This window comes from Flavobacterium sp. NLM (assembly GCF_002210235.1).
GTDB classification, from domain to species: domain Bacteria; phylum Bacteroidota; class Bacteroidia; order Flavobacteriales; family Flavobacteriaceae; genus Flavobacterium; species Flavobacterium panici.
Window position 1 is genome coordinate 387,530 of record NZ_LIAC01000002.1, and the last position, 21,862, is coordinate 409,391.

The window sequence follows — 21,862 nt, forward strand, 5'->3', positions numbered from 1 at the left end:
TAGAGTGATTGTTTTACTTAAAAAATATTTTCAATATTTTGAATTTCTGGGACATTTAATAGTTTCAATAGATTTAATGAAAGATTATGATTAGGATTACTTAAAACTTGGTAAACATTATTAATGTAATCCAATTTTGAACTTTGTTCATCTATATTGATATCAGCTTTATCAACATATTCTGCAATCTCAATACCTTCTGCCTTAAATGAAATAGGATAATAAATTTCATAAACTAAAGCATCGATTAATCTCTCAAAGAATAATTGTGATTCTGAATTTTGATTTCCATATAAAATACAATCAATAATTTTTACAAATGTTTTTTGCTTTTCAGTTTTTAAAACTGGTATCTCTATAGATTTTATATCAGCAATAGTAATATTTTTTGCCAAATCATCTTGACTGAATTTATTTAAGTAATATGTTGTAAAACAATATCTACTTGAAAGAATTGCTAAAATATATTTTATGTCTATACCATATCGATTTACAACCAATCCAATAAAATTGGTACTAAAAGCTAATTTTGATTTATAAAATGCTAGATCAAATCTTGAATAAGAGATGATGTTTCTTCTAATTAAAATTTTATCACGAAGATTAAAGAAATCTTTAATATTATAATTTTCAGCTTCGGGTAAATAAGCTAATTGATCTTTTGATACTGTAAGATTTGAAAATTCAGCTTTTTTAAGAAAAGGATAATATTTATGATTATTTACAGTTAAATCTGCTACAATTCCAAGTGAAAGAGTTGCAATTTCGCCAAGTTTCGCCAGTTGATAAAACTGAAAATTACTTTTTTCTAAAAATAAAATATCTGTCTTTTTAAATTTTGATTTAAAAAGGAAAACATTATTATCGAAAATCTGTTTATTTTCAATTCCAGTCATGTCCTTAAAAAGAGATTTTAATGAATCACGAATTTCAATTTTATTTATGCTAATTACTTCTATTGGTATATCATATAGAAAATACCATAAAGCATAAAAGGCTTGTTGTGTTCGACGTCCATTTTCAACTATAAATATCTCATCTAAATTTTTATTTAAAATAGAAAGAGAATCATCTTCATTATTTGAAAGTAAAATTTTTAATTTTCTAATAAAATCAAATTCTAAGTCATTTGCAGCAACAATAAAGTCATTTTTAAGTAAATTGTCTTCAAGTGTTTTTGTTATTTCATTTTTTGATTTTACTCTAAAATTGATTTTATTTACTACTTTATAAACGTCTACATCTGTAGGAATAAAGTGATTTGATTTTTCTGAACGATTCCATGTAAATTGAAAATATGCTAAAGCGGTATAAATATTTTCATTTTCCATTCTAGAATTGTTTTTTCTTAAATAAAACCAACCATTGTGATTATTATGAATTGATTTTATTGTTGAAATAACATCTCTAGAAACATAAGAATTCCACATCTCGAAGGTATCTTCTTTTATTGGATATGGCTTATTGTTTAATCTAATAAATAGGTCAATAGGTTCAAAATTTCTATTGTTTTTGAAACTAATTTCTATAAACCACAAATCAAAATTTTTGATCTTTTCTTTTTGCTCAGGGCTTAATTGATGAAACTTTTTCCCATGCAAATTATTTAAAATACTATTTTTTATATAAAGTGCAAAACCATCTTTTGTTGATCTCCTTAATTTGTTATTTTCATCAAGATAAGCTTTTTCAATAAAACCTAAAATACTTAAAAGACGTTGCTGACCATCTAATACTTCGGAAATTTCATCTTCTCTCTTATAAACAAAAATTGGTGGAAGTTTAATTCCAAGAAGGATACTTTCAATTATAGATGAAGATTTTTTCTTATTAATCACTTCATTTCGTTGATATGGAGGACGAATTAAAAACCTTTGGCGCTCCATTTGACGACAAATATCCATTATTGCAATAGATGAAGGCTCAGGTTTGTTTATTCTTAGATCATCAAAACTAATTCTTTCTTCATCTTCTGGTACAACATCCTTATTTCGTTCTTTAAAATCTGAATTATATTGAAGATAAATTGAAAAATTTATTTCAAATTTTTCACTAAAAAAGTTGGCAGTAATTTCATATCTTTTGTACAGCTCTTTTGAAAAAGAACTCCTTACAACTTCAAAATATTCGATATTATCATTAAGATATATAACTAATTCATGGATTATTTCATTAGTTATTAATTTAAGTGATAATTCTTCATTTTCCATAATAGAAAACGCCCAAAAAAGACATTCAGATATTAATCTATTATAATTTTCGTCATTTAAATAGAACAATGACTTTATTTTTAAAAGAAGATTCAATTTTTCAATAAAACTTGTATAAATTTTCTCTATTTCGAGTTCATCTATATCAGTAAACAAAAGTTCATAGAATTTTGAAATAATAGTATCTTTCTTTACAGAATAATATTTAATTGGAATATTATGTTGAACTAATAATTGACGGATTTTTTTTAATATTATTTCATTATTTGATTTTTCAAAATGTAAGACATTTGAAACATTTCTTAAAAGTATTTTATCACTTAAAAGCTTCTTTTTAAAAAAAGAATTTAGATTATCATCAATGTATATAGCATTATCTATTTCAGCAGGTTTTAAGGGAGTTATGCCTGAATTGTATCTTTTGAAGATTTCTTTTTTTACAATATCTTCCATTTCTTCGTCAATATGATTCTGACTATGAAAGCTAAATTCAATAATTCTCAATTTTGTATCCCAAAATAGATCTTGTAGGTGTAATTCCAAATCTTTAAAAGATTTGTTAGCTATACCAACATTTTCTAGTTTTTGAAGCCCATTTTTTTTTAAACGTAATTCACTATTTATAAACCTTAAAATAGTTTGATATCTTTGTCTACCATCAATTACTTCTACTTTACTGCCATTTCTAAAATAAATTAGTGGAGGAATTTCTGTACCTAATAAAATGCTTTCTATGAAATAAGTTGCTTTTTCATCGTCCCAAACATAATTTCTTTGATAAAAAGGCTTGTAATCGGTATTTTTAACTCTTTCTTCATTGTTAAACAAACTTTCTATAGACATTACCTTTGGCTCTATCTTTATTTTATGTTCAAATATTTCTCTTATTTCCATTTGATCTTAGCAGTTTAAGTAGAATTTCAATTATTATGAATTGAAAAGTTCAGAGTAAAGATAAATTAAATTGTTATAAATGTGAATAATTTATTTATCATATTCTTCCATTTTTCCCTACTGTAATGTTTAATCAATTGATCTCAAATTCTTTTTTAATAAAAATATAAGAGTTTTATTTATTACTTTAAATTTAAGATTATACTGAATATTTCTTCTCCGATTTCTTTAGCTCCTTCACAATTACTAAAATGAATTTCATTTTGAAACTTTGGCCAATAGCCATAATTTTTTCTAACTAAATAAACTAATTCACCTTCTATCGCTTCAATAAAATTTCTTTCGTTATCGTATTTATGATCAAATATCGCTACGGAAACTGATAAATTCCGGTATGTATTATCAATTTTATTAAGCCATTTATAGCCTTTGTAACCTTTTCTTGCTTCACCATTTTTAATATAATAATTAAAAGATGTGCATCCTCTTTGAAATCTTGTTTTGATTGAGGTATTTGCTTCTCCTACATAAAGTATTTCATTTTCATGATGAATTATATAAAGTTTTCTTCTTTCTTTCGATAATGCATTACCATTTTGAGGAGACAATTGAATCTTACAACTATCATTATCACAATCTAAAAGATTTAAATCATATTTTTCAAAAATATACTCCATTCTATAAATATAGTTTCATTAAATTTTTTAATAAATTGTAATAATAAGTAGAATTAACATACTCTAATTACGGTAAACCGTAATTCACTAAAATTTCTTCCCAACAAGTATATCAATAATCCAAACCCAAAACAACGCGTACTTATACGGTATTTTCAAAACAAAAAAACAAACCCTCAATCATAAAAAATGATCAAGGGTTTAAAAAATTAAAAAGAAGAATTTACTCCACATCCAAATAAGGATTCAAAATCTCGGCTAGTTCATTGAGCCAGTAAAAACTATTTTCTAGTTTGGGTATTTCTTGCTGCAGGGTTTCGTTTTCTCTTATTAAACTTAACGAAAGAACAAAATTTACCTGCCTTAAGGCTTTTGCCATTTGTTCTGGCGCTACGGTTTGATTGAAGAAATTGGTAAGCCTGATTTCGGCTTCTTTAGAAAGGGTTTTGGTACTCATAATCTTAACTTTACGGAAATGAAACCCGCGTGACTTAGGTGTCCTACGCTGTTAAGAGAGCGTTGCAGTTGTTTCCAATACCGCCACCATACCACACGGGCAAACTTTTTTTCTGATATCATATCTTAACTATTAGGACTGTAAAGATATCAAAAAATGTTTTAAATTGTAAGAAAAATATTTCTTTTAAATTTTGTTTCTAAATCAAATTTCCACAAAATCTTCTAATGAAAACGAGTGTCCTAGCCCTGATCGAAGCGACATCCTTTTTCTTGCTTCTTTAGCAAGAAAAAGATATAGCGGAGAGCAGGAATCAGCTCCTAAATAGTATTACGAATATATGAAATGAAAACCTAAGCTTGTATAATACTCAAAATTGTTTTTGGAATTTCGGCGAAAGCCTCAAATGAATAAGGTTTTATAAGATACGCTTTTACGCCCAGATCATCGCATTTTTCTTTGTAGGACGGATTTATGCTGGTGGAATAAACAAAGCAGGGAATATCTTTTAAGTCTGAATTGTTTAAAATTTGCTGTAAGGCTTCGATGCCGTCGACAATGGGCATGTTGATGTCGGTCAGGATTACGTCTGGACTTTCGTTTGCCGTGTCTTTTAGGTAATTAAGCAGTTCTTCGCCATTGGCTACAAGGCTTACTTTGCCAAAATTGGGGTTTTGATTGAATGTTTCGAAGATCACATCAGCGTCATCATTGTCATCTTCGGCAATTATGATATGCAGGTTGTTTTTTTGTGGCATTTTATAAAATTGGAAAGTAAAGATTAAATGTCGTTCCTTCGTTCAGTGTACTTTCGACGGTAATGTTTCCGGAGTGGTTTTCCATAATCTTTTTACAAATCGCAAGGCCTATACCGTTTCCTGAATATTCGTTTCGGGCATGAAGGCGCTGAAAAATGGTAAAGATTTTAAGAAGATGGCTCGACTCCATGCCAATTCCGTTGTCTTTAATTTGAATCTTTACAAATTTAGCATTTTGATTTGGCATTTCGGCATTTAAATTTTCTGCCTGATAAATTTCTATAAGCGGGGCAACGGCTTCTTTACTGTATTTTATGGCGTTGGTAATAAGGTTGCCAAAAAGCTGCCTGATTTGGACTTTAGAGGCTTTTATGGCAGGGAGTTTTCCTATTTTAATATGGGCTTTTTTATCTGCAATTATAATTTCGAGATCTTCAATTACTTCGCCAATTATGGTTTTCAAGTCAATTTCGGCTCGTTCTTCCTGCGCGGTGTGCGACGAATACTGCACTAAATCATCTACCAGAGAATTCAACCGCAGTGCCGATGATTTTAAAACATTCATTGATTTGGCATCGTTATCAGAAAGGTAGCTTCCGTCGATTCGGTCATTATGCATGACAATTTTCCTCAGTGGTTCTTTTAAATCGTGCGAGATAACATGAATAAATTCTTCGAGATTGGTATTGATCCGGTTTAACTCTTTGATTTTTTCTTCCAGTTCCTGCTGATGATGGAGCAGGGCTTCTTCGTGTTTTTTCTTTTCGGTCAAATCGGTAATCACAATTCCAATCGCTTCTACAGAAGGTTCGAGATCGGTTAGTGCGATATAAGCCGGAAAAGTTTTTTTGTCTTCACTCGATTTAAAAAGAATTTCGTGTGTGGCGATTCCGTACCTAAGTGCCTGAATAAGCTGGACAAACTGTGTGGGATTATCAAAATATTCATTTAAATACGTCCCAATAATTTGTTCTGACGGAATACCTACTAATTCAGAAAAGTAGTCGTTACAGTACAGTATGAGTCCTTTGCGCGAAATACTAAGCGCACCCTGTCGGAACTTTTCAATAAGAAGTCGGTACGTATAATCGGCCGTTTCGAGAGAATAAAGCTGGGGTACTCCGTTATTGTTTACTACCAGTGCATCTACATCTCCTTGTTTTATGGCTTCGACTATACTGTTTGCTTCATAAAGCTGTTCTTTTAATGACTCGATTTCGGTCAATAAATCTTCTATATTTTTATCGGTAACCTCCAAATTCTACATAATATTTAATATTCTCAGTACTTTATCTTTATCTGATAAATCACCTAAAATGATTCTTTTGGGCTCGGGACTTATCTTTAATAACGTAGGAATTGCTACTATCTGATGTATCACGGCCTGTTCTTTATCCCTGCTGATGTCTACGATTTCTAATTCGTAGTTTTCTTTGAGATAAGTATCGCATATTCTGCGTAAATTTTCAATTGCATGTCCTGATTTAACAGACATACCTGAAACAAAAAGTATGAACTTATGTTTGGTTGTACTTGTGCCATCAGATGAATCTTCCATGATTAAGCGTTTATAGGTTTAATATTAAGCCCTACAAGCACTCTTTCTTCATTAGAAAGGTCACCTATAATTTTACGGATTGGCTCAGGAAATTTCCTGACCAGGGTTGGTACAGCCAAAATTTGATCACCTTCTGCCAATTGAGGATTTTTCAGCAAATCGATAATCTCGATGCTGTATTTTCCTTTTAAATGTTCTTCGGCGTACTTTTTTATATTTTCAAGTGCCTTGATCGATTTTGGCGTCTGGCCTGCTATATAGAGCAATAATTGCCATTCGGCTACTTCTTTTTTCATTTTAATTTTCTTTTTTCTTAGAAGATAATTTAGCCTGTAATTCTTCTGTTGCTTTCAGGATACTCAATTCTTCTTCTGCCGATTCAAATTCGGTTCTCAAGGCTTCAATATTGGCTTCCAAAACTTTGCGTTTGCGCTCAATTTCACGGTCTTTTCTGCTGATTTCGTTTTGAAGTTTAATATCAGAAATGGTTTTCTTAAACTGATGCGACTGTCTGGCAGCACCGGTCAGGATTCCCTGCGGACCTAATTCTACATCGAGTAATTCGATTCCTTTTTTAGTGATCACAAACTCGCGAACCTGATTAGAATGTCCCATTCCTCTTGCTTTGATAATAAAAATACCGCGATTTCTTTCACCAACGCCTTCCATATCACGAACCGTTATCCAGGTATCGACTAAAGACGATACGGATTCTTCTGCCAGATCTGGTCTAAAATTATCTGTTTGTTTATTTAATGACGTAAACAAAGCCGTAATATTATTTGCTTTGAGCATATCTATGAGCCTTACCAGCATAGAACGGACTTCTTGTTCGCTTCCTACTGTAATAAGATTACTGATTGGATCAATAATAATAGTGGTAGGCTGAAATTCTTTTATTAATTTTCGAAGTGTAAGCAAATGCAGTTCCAGACCATTCAATGACGGACGTGAAGAATGGATTTGCAAAATACCCTTTTTGATATGTTTGTCGAGATCAATTCCAATTGATTTCATATTGCGAACCAATTGCTGCGGCGATTCTTCGAAAGCGAAATAAATCGTTTTTTCGTTTTTTTCGCATTGTTCATTGGCAAAATAACAGGCAACCGTAGTTTTAGCTGTTCCGGCAGTTCCTGAAATTAAAATATTGCTTCCGCGATAAAATCCGCCGCTATAAAACATTTCGTTTAATCCGGGAACACCTGTAGAAATAATATCCGAAGAAACTTCGTTGTCGAGTTTTAACGATGTAATAGGAAGTACCGAAATACCTTCTTCATCAATTAAAAACGGATATTCGTTTGTTCCGTGTGTTGAACCTCTGTATTTTACAATTCGGAGTCTTCTGGTCGAAACTTGTTCAATAACACGATGATCGAGAACAATAACACAGTCAGAAACATATTCTTCTAATCCTTGTCGGGTTAAGGTTGCTTCGCCGCGTTCTCCCGTAATTACAGCAGTTACGCCTTTTGTTTTCAGCCAGTGAAATAATCTTCGTAACTCAGCTCTTAAAATCGCCTGATTGTCAAGACCAGCAAATAAAGATTCGATTGTATCCAGAACAACACGGGTTGCTTTTATAGAATCGATGGCGTGGCCTAATCTTATAAATAAACCGTCAAGATCGTATTCTCCGGCTTCTTCAATTTCTGATCTTTCAACGCGGACATGATCTACAACGAGTTTTTTATCCTTTTTGAGCTGCTCAAGGTCAAAGCCGAGTGATTTTACGTTTAAGGTAAGATCGTCTGACGGTTCCTCAAAAGACATGAAAACCCCGGGTTCGTTATATTCTGTAATTCCTTTAATAAGGAACTGCATTGACAATAATGTTTTTCCACAGCCGGCACCTCCGCAAATTAAGGTTGGGCGTCCTTTTGGGAAACCGCCATCAGTAATCTCGTCTAGTCCGTCAACGCCTGTAGGCGTTTTTGGGAATATAAAATGATGTGTTTTTGTTTTTTCCTGCACGATATAAAAATTCAGTATTATCTCAAATATACGTTTTCTTACAGAATTTACAATGAATTCTCATTAAGATTTAACAGCTGTTTAATGAAGTTTTAAAAATAAATTAAGAGAATTGATCTTTAAATATGAATAAATCGGATAATTTTAACCAAATAACTGCACATTCAATCTAAATATTTAACAGTAATTTTTGAGTTTTGCCTGAAATTGATTTTTGAGAATATTTAAATGTTAAAATCTACTTTTCAGTATACTCTATGATACCTTTAAAAAAGCAATACTATTTGCAATTTAACTTTGTCCCGTTAATTTAAAACATATAAAAATGGACAATTTAAAAGATAAAGTAGCCGTAATTACAGGCGGAAACAGCGGTATAGGATATTCTACAGCAAAACAATTAAAAGAGCAGGGAGCAAATGTGATTATTACCGGAAGAAGAAAAGAAGCAATTGAAAAAGCAGCACTGGAACTGGGCGTTACAGCAATAACATCAGATCAATCCAATATTTCTGATATTGAAAGCCTGGCTTTAAAAGTTAAACAGGATTTTGGAAAAGTAGACATCCTTTTCATCAATGCCGGAATTGCGGGATTAGGAAATATCGAGCAGGCAACAGAAGAACAATTTGACAGTATAATGAATGTAAATTTTAAAGGCGCGTACTTCACACTAAGCCGATTTATCCCAATTTTGAATGATGGTGCATCGGTTGTATTTCTTTCTTCCAATACTGCGAGTATGCCAGGGCCGGGATCTTCGGTTTATTCAGCAAGTAAAACGGCTTTGAATTCGGTTATGAGATCAGCAGCATTAGAATTAGCGTCTAGAAAAATCAGAGTGAATTCCGTTAGTCCGGGACCAACTCAAACCGAAGTCATGAAAAAAGTAGGTTTAGATGAAGCCACTGTAAATGGTATTATGGATATAGTTGTCGAGAAAGTGCCTTTAAAACAAATGGGGAAATCTGAAGATGTTGCCAAAATGGTTTCGTATATAAGCAGTGAAGCAGCAAAATTCATCACCGGAGCAGATTTTATTATGGATGGGGGAATGGTGTTAGCTTAATTGTTAATGGTGAATTATTAATTGTTAATTCTGCTGGTGATTTAACCACAAAGATGCTAAGGTTTACGCAATCCCGATAGCTATCGGGAGCTAAGATTTTTAATCTCGCTAAGTCGCGAAGTTTTTTTGTCTCCCGCAGATTTAACAGATTTAGCAGATTTTTTTGATTATTCACAATGAATTAAGAAAATAACAATCTGCTCAATCTGCAGAATCTGCGGGAGTAAATCTTTAATCTCTGGCAAAAAAATAATAATCTGTAGCAAAAACACAAATAAAGATCGCAAAGTTATTACCCACATAGCTTTGCGATCTTCGCATTTTTATAAAACCAAACAAGCCAAAAAACCTTAGCGCGCTTTGCGTTAAAAAAATCACATTCCACTCTGTCCGTTTCACCTCAAACTTCGTCCGTTTGGACTGTTTTCTCATTTCGTAAGAAGGGTTATCGAAATACTTTTGACGAAGAAATTAACTGATATTCAAATAATTTAAAAATCAAAAAAATGAAAACACTTCAACTAAACAAGCGTGCTTTTTTAAACGCTATTGCCACTGGAACTTTTATGTTAGCAACTGCCGTATCTTTTGCACAGAACGAAACTAAAACCGATTGTAATTTAATTCGTCCGTACCACATCAGCGTTTCGCAGGAAGCAATTACAGAACTTCGCAATCGAGTAAATGCTACCAGATGGCCGGATAAAGAAACTGTAGCAGATCAATCGCAGGGAGTAAAACTAGAACAGATTCAGAATCTGGTTAAATATTGGGGAACCGATTACGACTGGCACAAAACAGAAGAAAAACTAAATGCACTTCCTCAGTTTGTAACCAACATCGACGGACTGGATATTCAATTCATTCATATTAAATCAAAACATAAAAATGCGTTACCGTTAATTATTACTCACGGATGGCCGGGTTCATTTTTTGAACTTTTAAAAGTAATTGGTCCATTAACAGATCCAACAGCGTATGGCGGAAAAGCCGAAGATGCATTTGATTTGGTTATTCCTTCAATGCCGGGTTATGGTTTTTCTGAAAAGCCAAAAGGAACAGGCTGGGGACCAGAAAAAATAGGAAACGCTTGGGATGTTTTAATGAAACGTTTGGGTTACAAACAGTATGTTTCACAAGGTGGTGACTGGGGTTCTGTAATTGCCGATGCTATGGCGCGTCAAGCTCCTGAAGGTTTATTGGGAATTCACGTAAACATGCCTGCAACAGTTCCGGCAGATATTGCCAAAGCGCTTAAAGACGGAGATCCGGCACCAAAAGGATTATCGGTTAAAGAAAATACTGCTTTTAATTCTCTGAATAAATTATACACAAAAGGCGGTGGTTATGCCGGAATGATGGTGACTCGTCCGCAGACTTTAGGTTACGGACTTACAGATTCTCCTGTTGGTTTGGCTTCGTTTTTCTTAGATAAATTCAACGATTGGACCTACAGCGGTGGAAATGCCGAAAAATCTTTGACTAAAGATGAAATGCTGGATGATATTTCGCTTTACTGGTTTACGAATACTGCTAATTCATCTGCTAATTTATATTGGGAGAATAATGATAATAACTTCAATGCGGTAGAACAAAGAACAGCTGAAATCAAAATTCCGGTTGCGATAACTGTTTTCCCGGGAGAAATTTATCAAGCACCAAAAACATGGGCTGAAAAAGCATACAAAAACCTGATTTATTTTAAAGAAGTAAACAAAGGCGGGCATTTTGCTTCTTGGGAAGAACCACAATTGTTTTCCGTTGAACTTCGTGCCGCTTTTAAATCATTGAGAAAATAATCTAATATTTTTTTTAAACACATAGAGACATAGGTTTTTATATGCTAAAAAAGTTTCACGCAGATTTTAGCAGATTAAATTGAATAAAAAATCTGCGTTTATCTGCTTAAATCTTTTTAAAATCTGCGTGAAACACCCAGCAAACTATGTTTGTTCAAACAAGTGAAACGCCTTTCTAGACAAAGCAAATCTATGTTCCATGTGTTTAAAAAATCAACTGTTAAAAAACTAACTATTAAAAAAATAAAATCATGGAAACTAAAAAGCAAAAAACATGGGTTATAATCGCCATTATCATTTTAGGAATAATAGCCTTTTTGATTCCAAATCAAATCGCAGCCCAAACGGGAATAAAACGTACTGATTTACAAAAACACGATCTAAGCATTCCGGGAAGAGAAACCGTTCAAGCCAAAATAGATTTCGACGGACATACTGCTTTCGGAAAACATTCTCATCCGGGTGAAGAAATCATTTATGTATTAGAAGGTTCACTTGAATATGAAGTAGAAGGACAAGCACCCGTAACCTTAAAAGCCGGAGAAGTTCTTTTTATTCCAGCAGGAGTTGTTCATTCCGCTAAAAATAATACAAATGTAAAAGCATCAGAATTGGCAACTTATATAGTTGAAAAAGGAAAACCGGTTTTGGTTATGAAAAAATAGTTTCAGGTTTAAAGTTTCAAGTTGAAATGCGAATTAGTTTAACCGCAAAGCACGCTAAGGTTTACGCAATCCCGATAGCTATCGGGAGGAAAGTATTTGTTTCTCGCAGATTTCGGAGATTGAGCAGATTTGATTAAATAATTTGAAACGAATAAAAAATAGTCTGCTAAATCTGCAGAATCTGCGAGAGAAAAAATCATTTTAATCCTTTAATCTGTGGCTAAAAAAATATAAGAATATAGAGTTTTACGGCTAAACTACTCACATTTCACAACTTGACCCTTGTCCATTTCACCTTTTACTTTGTCCACTTCAGCTTTTTTCTCCTTTTAAAACGAGGATTGTCGAGATACCTTTGACGAAGAAATTAACTGATAATCAACTAATCAAAAAAATAATAATTATGAAAACGATAGTAAAAATCAAAAACAGAATTACAAACGCAGTTCTTTTAATAGCCTTTCTTTTAGTAAATGCAGTATCAATTGCACAAACAGAAAAACAAGATGGTTCACTAGGAACTTTAAAACAAATCAAAGCTGGATTATTAAACGTAGGATATACTGAAGCTGGTCCTTCAAACGGAACTCCGGTAATCTTGCTTCACGGATGGCCTTACGATATTCACAGTTATAATGAAGTAGTGCCAATTTTAGTTTCAAAAGGATATCATGTATTCACACCTTATTTAAGAGGTTCAGGAACAACAACCTTCCTTTCAAAAAATACTTTCAGAAACGGACAACAAGCAGCATTAGCAACCGATATTATTGCTTTTATGGATGCTTTAAAAATTGACAAAGCTGTAGTTGGAGGATTCGATTGGGGAGCTAGAACTGCAGTAGTTATGGCGGCACTTTGGCCGGAGCGTCTAAAAGGTCTGGTTTCGGTAAGCGGTTATTTAGTAGTGAATTTAGAAGCTAATTTAAAACCATTGCCTCCAAAAGCTGAATTAGGATGGTGGTATCAATATTATTTTGCAACCGAAAGAGGAAAATTAGGCTACAGCCAAAACACTTACGAATTCAACAAACAACTCTGGCAGATCGCTTCTCCGTTATGGAATTTTGACAAAGCAACTTACGACCAAACGGCTCAGTCTTTTGATAATCCAGATCACGTTGCAATTGTAATTCACAATTACAGATGGAGACAATCGCTTGAAGCAGGAGAATCTAAATACGACAGTTTAGAAAAACGCCTTGCAGCAAGACCGGAAATTAAAGTACCAACCATTACAATAGGAAGTGATTTTGACGGCGCTTTCGCAGATGGAAAAGCATACGCAAATAAATTCACCGGAAAATACGCCCACAGAATTCTAAAAGGAATAGGACACAACGTTCCGCAAGAAGACCCGAAATCATTTGCACAAGCAATTATTGATGTAGATGGGATGAAATAAATTATAATTACGCATAATCTTGTCATTCCGAGGAACGAGGAATCTCCACGAGAAACTCTACAAAGATTGGCGACATTCCTGACGGAGTTACTTACGAAGATTTCTCCTTCGTCGAAATGACAAGATTGTGGGAAAAATGAATTCCAACAAATAATCTAAAATCTAAAATCAACAATCTAAAATTTTTTAAACATGGAAACACAAGTATTATACACAGGAAAAACACACACAACAGGTGGTAGAGAAGGCGCTTCTCAAAGTTCAGATGAACAATTGAATATCAAATTAAGTTCTCCGGGAACATCACGTCCGGGAACAAACCCAGAGCAGTTATTTGCTGCAGGATGGTCGGCATGTTTTATTGGAGCATTAGGAATCGCAGCTTCGAAATTGGGAGTTAGACTTCCGGCAGAAACTGCAGTAGATGCAGAAGTAGATTTATGTGTAACAGAAGGAGAATACTCTTTACAAGCACGTTTAAACATCAGCCTTCCGGGCATTGATCGTGAAACTGCAGAAGCTTTAGCAGCTCAGGCACATCAAACTTGTCCTTATTCTAAAGCGACAAGAGGAAATATAAACGTTGAGATTAATATTCTATAATTTCTAAGTTGCTTAACCTGCAAGGTTTTCAAAACCTTGTAGGTTTAAATTATTAGACTTTCTAAATAAAAAATATACCTACAAGGTTTTAAAAACCTTGCAGGAAATAAATAGGAATCATGAAAAAGATAAAAATAATAAGTGCTTTTACAATGCTGTTTTTCTTAACCGGAAACACCATTTTCAGCCAAAGCAATCAGGATAAAAAAGGTTTTGCCCTTTTAGAATTATATACTTCCGAAGGCTGTTCAAGCTGTCCGCCAGCAGATGAATTACTGGGAAAAATTCAAAATGAATTAAAAGATAAAAATGTTTACGTACTTTCTTATCACGTTGATTATTGGGACAAACAAGGCTGGAAAGATATTTTCAGTAATGCAGATTATACTAAAAGACAATACGATTATGCGAAATACATGGGCAAAGATCCAATCTATACGCCGCAAGTAATTATTAACGGAAAAATCGATTATGTAGGTTCTCAGGAAACAAGTTTACGAAACGGAATTAAATCGGCACTTTCTAAACCCGCTTCGACGAATTTAAGCTTAGAAGCCAGTCAAAATGCAAATTCTATTGCTGTAAATTATAATGTGGAAGGTACTTCAAAAAACAGCCGTTTATTAATTGCTGTAGTTCAAAAAGAAGCCAAAAGCAATGTAAAAAGAGGGGAGAATGCTCATAGAGTTTTATCTCACTATCAAATCGTTCGTAATCTGCAATGGGTAGATTTAAACAAAGTAAAAAAAGGAACTGCATCTGTTCATCTTCCTAAAAATTATAATCCACAGGATTTTGAGATTATTGGTTTTGTTCAGGATATGAATTCAGGGGCAATTTTAGAAGTAAAACGAGCTTAAATTTTTTTGTTTCTCGCAGATTTAGCAGATTAGCAGATTTTTTTTTCCTTTCTTATCTGCAAAATCAGCTAAATCTGCGGGAGAATTAAAAATATATTTCACGCAGATTTGACAGATTCAGGCAGATTTTGCAGATTCTTTTCCCAAACAATTTGCGAATAAAAACTTTGCGCCTCTGCGGCTTTGCGAGATTAAAAAAACACTCCGTCATATTTGTCATTTCGAGGAACGAGAAATCTTCGTAAGTAACTCCATACAGAATGTATCCAATCTTTGTAGAGCTTCTCGTGGAGATTTCTCCTTCGTCGAAATGACAATACTTTGGGCTGACTTTTTAAATCTGCATAAAATCTTTTTTCAAAATAAAACTATCTTTGACAAACAGGATAAAAAACGGATACAATTATGGAAAAATCAAAACGTTTTCAGGTTTCGCTCAAAATTATTTGGGGAAGCTCGATTGCACTTGCAATTCTGGCTTCAATCCCAAAATTATTTGATGCAGATTCTACGCCTGGAGACATCATCATAAATTCTTCAATTACACTGCTGTTTTCCCTTTTTATATGGTATTACAACATTTATAGCCTGCCTAAATTTTCATCGCAGCGTACGAATAAAAGTCTGTTTAACTGGAAACTTTTACTGAGTGTTGTTTTGGGGATTTTGTTGATGGTGATTCTCGTAATTGCACATCAGGAACTTTTTCAGGTTTCAAAAATGGACGCGCCAATCATGTTCGAGCTTCGAGGTATTTTAATCAATTTGATTGTGTATATGTTTCTACATTTACTTTTTCAGAATTACCAGACCCAGCAAATGGGAGTAGAACTGGAGCGTACCAAGGCAGTACATCTAGGAGCACAATACGAATTATTGAAACAGCAGGTAAATCCGCATTTTTTGTTTAATAGTCTGAATACTTTAAAATCGATGGTGGATATGCAGGATCCGCAGAGTTCTGATTTTATCCTGAAATTATCTGATTTTTACCGATTTACTTTAGAAAGCAGAAAAATGGATTTGATTCCGTTAAAAGAAGAATTACAAATTTTAGATTCGTATGTATATCTGCTGAAAGCTCGTTTTGAAGACGGATTTGAAGTCATAAAAGAAATTGATGAAAAGCAATACGATTGCGCGATTCCGCCTTTTTCATTGCAATTATTAATTGAGAATTGTATCAAACACAATGTTGTTTCGCTTGATAAACCTTTGAAAATTAAATTATATACCGAAAATGATTTTCTGGTAATTGAAAATCCAATTCAGCTGAAACGGGGCACTTTGTCAACCGGAGTAGGACTGAACAATATCAACCAGCGTTTTCTGCATCTGGTTAACAAGGAAATTGAAATTGATAAAACCGAAACGCTTTTTAAAGTTAAAATACCACTGATTTATGACTATCGTAATAATTGAAGATGAAGTAAAAACGGCCAAAGCGCTTGGTCAGCTAATTTTGAGTATCAGACCCGATGCTCAAATTTTGTCGTATATTCAAAGTATAGACGGAGCTGTGAGTTATCTTTTAGAAAACGATCAGCCCGATTTGATTTTTATGGATATTCAGCTTGCAGATGGTTTGAGCTTTGAAATTTTCAAAAATGTAGAGGTTTTGTCACCCGTAATTTTCTGCACCGCTTTTGATGATTACGCCATCGACGCTTTCAAATCAAACGGAATCGATTATGTCTTAAAACCTTTTTCAAGAGAAAGTATTTCGCAGGCTATTAAAAAGGCTGGTGAACTGAAAAACTTCTTCCAAAGAAATAAAAAAATGATGCCCGATTTCGATTATCTCTTAACGAGAACAGGCGAGAATAAAGGGAAAAGTAGTTTTTTGGTTTTTAAAAATAATAAATACCAAACGATTCAAACAGAGAATATCGCTTTTTTCTACATCAAAAATGAAACACCAACAATAGTGACTTTTGATAAAACCGAATATCAAATAACGCAATCTCTTGATGAAGTTCATAAACTGTTATCAGCCATTCAGTTTTTCAGAATCAACAGGCAATATTTGGTAAACTTTTCTGCAATAAGAGAAGCAGAGCATTATTTCTCAAGAAAGCTGATTCTTAAACTTACCATTCCAACAGAAGAAAAATTATTGGTTGGGAAAGAGAAAGCAACGGCATTTTTAAGCTGGCTGGAGAATAGATAAGTTTACAGTCTCAGTTTTCAGTTGCGTTATTCAATCACAGTTTTATAGACACAGTTTGTCATTTCGAGGAACGAGAAATCGCACTAGATATTCCACACAGTAATTCTCCAATCTTTGGCGAGTTTCGCGTGCGATTTCTCGTTCCTCGAAATGACAAACTGCATAATCTGAATCCTGCAAACTGCGACTGAATACTGCGACTGTAAACTGAAACAAGATACTAAACCTTAGAAGGCGGCAACCCAAACTGTTTCTTAAAAGCAAATGAGAAATGCGATAAATCCTCAAAACCCACTTCTAAATAAACTTCCGAAGGTGTTTTTCCTTTTTCTTTAATTTGATAATACGCCTCCTGTAGTCTTTTCTGAATGAGCCAACGACTTGGGGAAAGATCAAAAATACGTTGGAAATCCCTTTTAAAAGTCGCTAAACTTCTTCCCGTTAAATAAGCAAAACGATCTAATTGAACATTAAAATGAAAATTCTTTTTCATAAATGCTTCAAGATCAATTTTTCCAGGTTCGTTGAAATCAAATAGGATATCTTTTAATTCCGGATGGCATTGTAATAAAATCGTAATGGCTTCATTTACTTTTAAAGTCTGAAGATCTTCGGTAATAAGTTGGTCTTCGTTGATGTAGGGAATCAGCGAATTCATAAAGCTTTTCAATAACGGAACTTCTTTTAACTGCAAAACCATTTCCGTTTCCGGACTTTTAATTAAACTTGTTTTTTGATTGTATTGTATAGAATAATCACGAAGTGCTTCCTGATTCAAATAAATCGAAATAGACTGAAAAGCGGTATTCGGATCAGGTTGTTTGATGAATTTTATGAGCTGATTTCTTCGGATAAATCTAAAATCGCCTGGGTTAAAAACGTATTCTTTATTGCCATTATTTAAAGTCAGAATTCCTGAAATTTGAAAACTTAAAACATGTTGTGCAGCAAATTGCTCGCCTTCACGATTTTGTGTGTAATAGCAGGAATACGCAATGGGCGAGGTTTTCTGATTTATTTTTGAATCGTTCATATCACAAATTTATAAAAATTAAAGTTGGAGAATATTTTAAACACATAGAAACATAGATTATATTCTAAATAAAAGATGTTTTAAAAATCTAGATTTTCACACATAGTTTTGTGTTTTAAACAAAAAACTTAAAATAATGTTTCCCGCAGATTTAGCAGATCAAGCAGATTTTTTTTTATTTAATCTATGTAATCTGCAAAATCTGCGAGAGAGTATCAAACTATGTTTGTTCAAAACAAGTGAAACGCCTTTATAGACAAAGAAAAACTATGTCCCTATGTGTTTAAAAAATTATGCATTAACCATTGATAATGCTTATTTCTTACCAGTATACCATTTTCCCTGAGCTGAATCAAAAAAACTTCCAGAATCTTCATGATCTGTAGACAAACTTACATTCATCCATTTCTCCATTTCTTCCGTTCTGTTTTTATCAGCATTTTGTAAAATTCCAATTGCTTCACTTCCCAAAACAAGATGTACAGGCGGATTTGGATGTGAAGCCAGATCAACCATCACTTTAGCCGCTTTTTCAGGATCTCCAACCGGAACAAAATTTCCACCTTTAAAGAAATCGGTACGTTGTTTCACCATTTCATAGCCTTCAATATCTTCGGCATACGTCATCGATGCGCCTGCCCAATCCGTGCGGAATCCGCCTGGTTCAACGCTCGTAACCAAAATTCCAAGCGGAGCAACTTCTTTGGCCAAAGCCTCAGTAAATCCGCCTAAACCAAATTTCGCAGCCTGATACATTGTTAAACCCGGATTCCCAACACGTCCGCCAACAGAACTGATTTGTAAAATTCGGCCAAAACCTTGTTTGCGCATAAAAGGCAGAACGGCGCGTGTAATTTCAATAGGCGCATATAAATTAGTTTCTAACTGACTTCTAACTTGTTCGCTTGTATAAGCTTCAGCAGCGCCAATAATTCCGAATCCGGCATTGTTAACCAATACATCAATTCTTCCGAAATGCTCAACGGATTTGTTTACGGCCTCATGAACTTCATCATAATTGGTAACATCTAATTTTAAAGGCAGAATCTGATCCTGAAATTTTTCTTTTAAATCATTTAACTGATTAATGTCTCGTGCAGTTGCAGCTACTTTGTCTCCGCTTTCTAAAACTGCTTCAGTAAGATTACGTCCTAATCCTCGAGAGCTTCCTGTAATAAACCATATTTTGTTCATTGTAATTGTGTTTTTAAGTTCATTACAAATTTACGGCGGGAATAGAGGTTGTTGTTTTGTTGAAAAGCTCAAATTTATTTGTTTTAAGGCTCAAGGGTGTTTTGCCGCGAAGACACAAAGGCGCTAAGTTTTGTTTTTGCCACAGATTAAAAGGATTAATGGGATTTTTTTCACGCAGATCTAAAAAGATTTAAGCAGATGTGAGCAGATATTTTTTTAATAATCTGTCCAATCTGCTTAATCTGCGTGAAAAAAAACTTTGCGTCTTCGCGACTTTGCGGCGAAAAAAAATTAGTTAGCTGTATAACTTACACTATATAATCTTCTAAACATTATATAAGTAACACTTACCATCACAAAAGCAATAATAGCATCAATAGTTGCAGGAAAACCTAATACAACCAATTTTGAAAAGAAAGCGAAAATAATGTCAAAAAATACTCCGGCAAATACCCATTCTTTTAATCGTAATAATTTATTTGGAATTAATAATGTGATGACGCCTGAAACTTTCATTACACCCAGGATGTAAATAAAATGAGCCGGATAACCTAGAAGCTGTGTAATTTCCCAAACCAATTTGTTGGTTGTCAATTCAAAAAATCCGCTGGCACCAAACCATAAAGAAGTTAAAATAATTCCTGTCCAATAAATAATTTTTGTTGTTTTTGCATTCATGATTTTAAATTTTAAGTTGTTAAACAGGACAAATTTGCGACAACAGCAATCGGTTTCATATTCAAATTTTGGTGAAACGGACAAATTCAAATCCGAAATAGACAATCAATAAGTTCATTTGATTTTATAACTTTACAAAAGATTTTCAAACCCAATAGTCACCATTTAAAATGGAAGCCAAAACACTTTTAAAAGAACATATCGCCAAAACAGTTTCGCTGACAGAGGAAGAGTTTGATTATTTCTTTTCGCATTTCAAATCCTTATCTTTTAAAAAGGGTCAAACAATTATCAGCGCAGGCGATAAAGTCGATTGTGAGTATTTTGTGATTTCGGGTTGTTTAAAGGCTTTTTATATTAATGATGAAATTAAAATGTACATTTTACAGTTTGCGATGCCAACTTGGTGGACATCTGATTATAATGCACTTTATAACCAAACTCCGGCTGCTATAAATGTGGATTGCATTACGGATGCCGAAGTTCTTTGCCTTTCTAACAGTGACCGCGAAAAACTCTGCGCCGAATTTCATCAGGTGGAACATTTTTTTCGTTGGAGAACTAATAAAGGTTATATCGCTTCTCAAAAAAGACTTTTATCTTTTATGAATAATAATGTCAAAATACGTTACGAAGAACTTTTGGCTTTATATCCTCAATTATACAATTTAGTTCCAAAACATTTAATTGCAGCTTATTTAGGAGTTTCGAGAGAAACTTTGAGCCGACTTTATAATTCTTAGTTTTTTTAGCCCACTGATTTTACGGTTTTTTTTTGTTTTGCGCAGATTTTGTTTCTCGCAGATTTTACAGATTAGCAGATTATTTTATTTGATTTTACCGCTGTAAAAACATAGCCCGTGGTTTCAACCACGGGGATTTAGATTGTGTTTATATATTGCGTCCCTGTGGTTGAAACCACAGGCTATGTTTTTATTCGGTCTCTATAGAAAAACCTTTGCACCTCTGAACCTTTGCCTCTTTGAACCTCCAAAATAAGAATGTGATCTACATCACGTAACCAATTTCCATAGTCGCCGTTCCTTTGTACTGTACTTTTAAATACAACAAAAAATGGAAACAATAAATTTTGAAATCGTAAGCTCAAACAGCAGCGTAGAATGGACTGGTAGAAAAGTTACTGGTGCACATAATGGTACAATTGGTATCAAAAATGGTAATTTCATCTTTAATGATGGAAAAATAAAAGGAGGAAATGTTGTTATCGACACCACTTCCATTAAAATTCTGGATGTAACAGATCCGGCAACGAACACTCAATTTGCAGGACACCTTGCATCTGATGATTTTTTCTCTATCGAAAAATTTCCAACAGCGACATTAGATATTTTAAGCGTAAAAGAAATATCAAGCACAACGTATCATCTTGAAGGAAACCTGACTATAAAAGATATTACACATCTTGTTGGGTTTGAAGCACAAGTAAAAAACGACAACAACACACTTTCACTAGGAGGTAAATTGATCATCGATCGTACCAAATACGATATCAAATTCCGTTCAGGAAATTTCTTCAAAGATTTGGGAGATACTTTAATCTACAACGACTTTGAGCTAGATTTTAATATCACTGCCGAAGCTGTTTTTACAGGACAATCTAAAAACTAATTATCATGCCTTACGTAAAAATCGAATTGACCCGCGAAGGAGTAACACGCGGGCAAAAACAAGAATTAATCAGTGGCATTACCAACCTGATTACAGAAGTATTAAATAAAGATCCGCATTTGACTCACGTTGTGATTCAGGAAATAGAACTGGACGATTGGGGTTATGCAGGAGAACAAGTATCAGTATTAAGAGAAAAAGGCATAACAGCCGATAAAAAATAAAC

Annotated in this window: 22 protein-coding genes; 11 read left to right on the forward strand and 11 right to left on the reverse strand. The window is 33.5% G+C overall.

The window, feature by feature from the left end:
- Positions 1-17 precede the first annotated feature (17 nt).
- From APR43_RS03580 to kaiC, 8 genes are all read right to left on the reverse strand, one after another.
- Complete coding sequence (locus tag APR43_RS03580; protein WP_053474497.1) at positions 18-3,104, reverse strand: DUF262 domain-containing protein; 3,087 nt, start codon at positions 3,102-3,104, stop codon at positions 18-20.
- Between the two features lie 182 nt (positions 3,105-3,286).
- Positions 3,287-3,781: a hypothetical protein gene (locus APR43_RS03585; RefSeq protein ID WP_053474498.1), complete on the reverse strand. Its 495-nt coding sequence runs from the start codon at positions 3,779-3,781 to the stop codon at positions 3,287-3,289.
- 223 nt (positions 3,782-4,004) lie between these two features.
- Positions 4,005-4,238, reverse strand: a complete 234-nt coding sequence (locus tag APR43_RS03590; RefSeq protein WP_053474499.1) for a hypothetical protein — start codon at positions 4,236-4,238, stop codon at positions 4,005-4,007.
- A gap of 353 nt (positions 4,239-4,591) precedes the next feature.
- Positions 4,592-4,996 (reverse strand): response regulator, encoded by a 405-nt coding sequence (locus APR43_RS03595; RefSeq protein WP_053474500.1) that lies wholly within the window; start codon positions 4,994-4,996, stop codon positions 4,592-4,594.
- A gap of 1 nt (position 4,997) precedes the next feature.
- Entirely contained in the window at positions 4,998-6,254 is a 1,257-nt protein-coding gene (locus APR43_RS03600) for a sensor histidine kinase (protein WP_053474501.1), read from the reverse strand.
- 3 nt (positions 6,255-6,257) lie between these two features.
- The gene (locus tag APR43_RS03605) at positions 6,258-6,554 is read right to left on the reverse strand and encodes a circadian clock KaiB family protein (RefSeq protein WP_053474502.1); all 297 of its coding nucleotides are present in this window, start codon (positions 6,552-6,554) and stop codon (positions 6,258-6,260) included.
- A gap of 2 nt (positions 6,555-6,556) precedes the next feature.
- On the reverse strand, positions 6,557-6,850 hold the full coding sequence (locus tag APR43_RS03610) for a circadian clock KaiB family protein (RefSeq protein WP_053474503.1): 294 nt from the start codon (positions 6,848-6,850) through the stop codon (positions 6,557-6,559).
- Position 6,851: 1 nt separating this feature from the next.
- Positions 6,852-8,531, reverse strand: a complete 1,680-nt coding sequence (gene kaiC, locus APR43_RS03615; protein WP_053474504.1) for a circadian clock protein KaiC — start codon at positions 8,529-8,531, stop codon at positions 6,852-6,854.
- A 325-nt stretch (positions 8,532-8,856) separates the two neighbouring features.
- Here kaiC and APR43_RS03620 point away from each other — a divergent pair, with 325 nt between their 5' ends.
- From APR43_RS03620 to APR43_RS03655, 8 genes are all read left to right on the forward strand, one after another.
- Positions 8,857-9,600, forward strand: a complete 744-nt coding sequence (locus tag APR43_RS03620) for an SDR family oxidoreductase (RefSeq protein WP_053474505.1) — start codon at positions 8,857-8,859, stop codon at positions 9,598-9,600.
- A 506-nt stretch (positions 9,601-10,106) separates the two neighbouring features.
- Complete coding sequence (locus APR43_RS03625) at positions 10,107-11,399, forward strand: epoxide hydrolase family protein (protein ID WP_053474506.1); 1,293 nt, start codon at positions 10,107-10,109, stop codon at positions 11,397-11,399.
- A gap of 251 nt (positions 11,400-11,650) precedes the next feature.
- Complete coding sequence (locus APR43_RS03630) at positions 11,651-12,064, forward strand: cupin domain-containing protein (RefSeq protein WP_053474507.1); 414 nt, start codon at positions 11,651-11,653, stop codon at positions 12,062-12,064.
- A gap of 403 nt (positions 12,065-12,467) precedes the next feature.
- Positions 12,468-13,469, forward strand: a complete 1,002-nt coding sequence (locus tag APR43_RS03635) for an alpha/beta fold hydrolase (RefSeq protein ID WP_053474508.1) — start codon at positions 12,468-12,470, stop codon at positions 13,467-13,469.
- Between the two features lie 192 nt (positions 13,470-13,661).
- Positions 13,662-14,072 carry an organic hydroperoxide resistance protein gene (locus tag APR43_RS03640; RefSeq protein ID WP_053474509.1) on the forward strand — a complete coding sequence of 137 codons (411 nt, stop codon included), beginning with the start codon at positions 13,662-13,664 and terminating at the stop codon, positions 14,070-14,072.
- A gap of 119 nt (positions 14,073-14,191) precedes the next feature.
- Positions 14,192-14,932: a DUF1223 domain-containing protein gene (locus APR43_RS03645; protein WP_053472762.1), complete on the forward strand. Its 741-nt coding sequence runs from the start codon at positions 14,192-14,194 to the stop codon at positions 14,930-14,932.
- 405 nt (positions 14,933-15,337) lie between these two features.
- Positions 15,338-16,354 (forward strand): sensor histidine kinase, encoded by a 1,017-nt coding sequence (locus APR43_RS03650; protein WP_053472761.1) that lies wholly within the window; start codon positions 15,338-15,340, stop codon positions 16,352-16,354.
- Positions 16,335-17,102: a LytR/AlgR family response regulator transcription factor gene (locus APR43_RS03655; RefSeq protein ID WP_053472760.1), complete on the forward strand. Its 768-nt coding sequence runs from the start codon at positions 16,335-16,337 to the stop codon at positions 17,100-17,102. The genes APR43_RS03650 and APR43_RS03655 overlap by 20 nt, the downstream gene beginning before the upstream one ends.
- A 220-nt stretch (positions 17,103-17,322) precedes the next feature.
- On the opposite strand, the gene APR43_RS03660 is transcribed toward APR43_RS03655, so the two are convergent.
- From APR43_RS03660 to APR43_RS03670, 3 genes are all read right to left on the reverse strand, one after another.
- Complete coding sequence (locus APR43_RS03660) at positions 17,323-18,135, reverse strand: helix-turn-helix domain-containing protein (protein WP_053472759.1); 813 nt, start codon at positions 18,133-18,135, stop codon at positions 17,323-17,325.
- 315 nt (positions 18,136-18,450) lie between these two features.
- Positions 18,451-19,329, reverse strand: coding sequence for an oxidoreductase (locus tag APR43_RS03665; protein ID WP_053472758.1), 879 nt, complete (start codon positions 19,327-19,329; stop codon positions 18,451-18,453).
- Positions 19,330-19,620: 291 nt separating this feature from the next.
- A complete protein-coding gene (locus APR43_RS03670; protein WP_053472757.1) occupies positions 19,621-20,007 on the reverse strand; it encodes a DoxX family protein in 387 nt (128 codons plus the stop codon).
- A gap of 170 nt (positions 20,008-20,177) precedes the next feature.
- On the opposite strand from APR43_RS03670, the gene APR43_RS03675 reads away from it, so the two are divergent.
- The 3 genes from APR43_RS03675 (at position 20,178) to APR43_RS03685 (ending at position 21,860) form a co-directional block, all read left to right on the forward strand.
- Positions 20,178-20,750, forward strand: coding sequence for a Crp/Fnr family transcriptional regulator (locus tag APR43_RS03675; protein ID WP_053472756.1), 573 nt, complete (start codon positions 20,178-20,180; stop codon positions 20,748-20,750).
- Between the two features lie 331 nt (positions 20,751-21,081).
- Positions 21,082-21,636, forward strand: a complete 555-nt coding sequence (locus tag APR43_RS03680; protein ID WP_053472755.1) for a YceI family protein — start codon at positions 21,082-21,084, stop codon at positions 21,634-21,636.
- A gap of 5 nt (positions 21,637-21,641) precedes the next feature.
- Positions 21,642-21,860 carry a tautomerase family protein gene (locus APR43_RS03685; RefSeq protein ID WP_012025971.1) on the forward strand — a complete coding sequence of 73 codons (219 nt, stop codon included), beginning with the start codon at positions 21,642-21,644 and terminating at the stop codon, positions 21,858-21,860.
- The last annotated feature ends 2 nt before the right edge of the window (positions 21,861-21,862 follow it).

Bases quoted from the DNA above. Each gene is read 5' to 3' on its own strand.
- APR43_RS03580 (WP_053474497.1), bottom strand. From the start codon at position 3,104: ATGGAAATAAGAGAAATATTTGAACATAAAATAAAGATAGAGCCAAAG.
- APR43_RS03585 (WP_053474498.1), bottom strand. From the start codon at position 3,781: ATGGAGTATATTTTTGAAAAATATGATTTAAATCTTTTAGATTGTGAT.
- APR43_RS03590 (WP_053474499.1), bottom strand. From the start codon at position 4,238: ATGAGTACCAAAACCCTTTCTAAAGAAGCCGAAATCAGGCTTACCAAT.
- APR43_RS03595 (WP_053474500.1), bottom strand. From the start codon at position 4,996: ATGCCACAAAAAAACAACCTGCATATCATAATTGCCGAAGATGACAAT.
- APR43_RS03605 (WP_053474502.1), bottom strand. From the start codon at position 6,554: ATGGAAGATTCATCTGATGGCACAAGTACAACCAAACATAAGTTCATA.
- APR43_RS03610 (WP_053474503.1), bottom strand. From the start codon at position 6,850: ATGAAAAAAGAAGTAGCCGAATGGCAATTATTGCTCTATATAGCAGGC.
- APR43_RS03620 (WP_053474505.1), top strand. From the start codon at position 8,857: ATGGACAATTTAAAAGATAAAGTAGCCGTAATTACAGGCGGAAACAGC.
- APR43_RS03625 (WP_053474506.1), top strand. From the start codon at position 10,107: ATGAAAACACTTCAACTAAACAAGCGTGCTTTTTTAAACGCTATTGCC.
- APR43_RS03630 (WP_053474507.1), top strand. From the start codon at position 11,651: ATGGAAACTAAAAAGCAAAAAACATGGGTTATAATCGCCATTATCATT.
- APR43_RS03635 (WP_053474508.1), top strand. From the start codon at position 12,468: ATGAAAACGATAGTAAAAATCAAAAACAGAATTACAAACGCAGTTCTT.
- APR43_RS03640 (WP_053474509.1), top strand. From the start codon at position 13,662: ATGGAAACACAAGTATTATACACAGGAAAAACACACACAACAGGTGGT.
- APR43_RS03645 (WP_053472762.1), top strand. From the start codon at position 14,192: ATGAAAAAGATAAAAATAATAAGTGCTTTTACAATGCTGTTTTTCTTA.
- APR43_RS03650 (WP_053472761.1), top strand. From the start codon at position 15,338: ATGGAAAAATCAAAACGTTTTCAGGTTTCGCTCAAAATTATTTGGGGA.
- APR43_RS03655 (WP_053472760.1), top strand. From the start codon at position 16,335: ATGACTATCGTAATAATTGAAGATGAAGTAAAAACGGCCAAAGCGCTT.
- APR43_RS03660 (WP_053472759.1), bottom strand. From the start codon at position 18,135: ATGAACGATTCAAAAATAAATCAGAAAACCTCGCCCATTGCGTATTCC.
- APR43_RS03665 (WP_053472758.1), bottom strand. From the start codon at position 19,329: ATGAACAAAATATGGTTTATTACAGGAAGCTCTCGAGGATTAGGACGT.
- APR43_RS03670 (WP_053472757.1), bottom strand. From the start codon at position 20,007: ATGAATGCAAAAACAACAAAAATTATTTATTGGACAGGAATTATTTTA.
- APR43_RS03675 (WP_053472756.1), top strand. From the start codon at position 20,178: ATGGAAGCCAAAACACTTTTAAAAGAACATATCGCCAAAACAGTTTCG.
- APR43_RS03680 (WP_053472755.1), top strand. From the start codon at position 21,082: ATGGAAACAATAAATTTTGAAATCGTAAGCTCAAACAGCAGCGTAGAA.
- APR43_RS03685 (WP_012025971.1), top strand. From the start codon at position 21,642: ATGCCTTACGTAAAAATCGAATTGACCCGCGAAGGAGTAACACGCGGG.